Here is a 470-nt window from a genome sequence, read left to right on the forward strand (position 1 = left end):
AAGCGGTTGGAGCCTGACAGCATGAACGACCCGACCAAGGACCCTCGATTCCTGCGCGACCCCTACCCCACCTACGCGGCCATGCGGTCCGCGTGCCCGGTGCAAGCCGTCCCCACCGGCTCAAGTGGACACAGCAGCTACCTGGTCACCGGGTACGCGGAGGCCCGGCAGGCACTCAGCGACCCACGGCTCTCGAAGAACACGGCCGCCTTCTTCGCCGACAAGGGGTCGCGACGCCGCCTGCACCCAGCGGTCGCGCACAACATGCTGGCCAGCGACCCGCCCCAGCACACCCGCCTGCGCAAGCTGGTGACCAAGGCATTCACGACAGGCGCTGTCGCCGAGCTGCGCCCGTTCATCGCTGAGGTAACCGACGGGCTGCTGGACCAGTGGCCCGTCGGCGGACAGGTCGACTTCGTCGCTGGTCTGGCGGTGCCGCTGCCGGTCATCGTGATCTGCGAGCTGCTGGG

1 pseudogene is annotated in these 470 nt (G+C 68.9%); it reads left to right on the forward strand.

The features are described 5' to 3' along the window. Nucleotides 1–21: 21 nt before the first annotated feature. Nucleotides 22–470, forward strand: a pseudogene (locus tag RB628_RS42905) (cytochrome P450); the annotation flags it as partial.

This window comes from Streptomyces sp. ADMS (assembly GCF_033441795.1).
GTDB lineage: Bacteria > Actinomycetota > Actinomycetes > Streptomycetales > Streptomycetaceae > Streptomyces.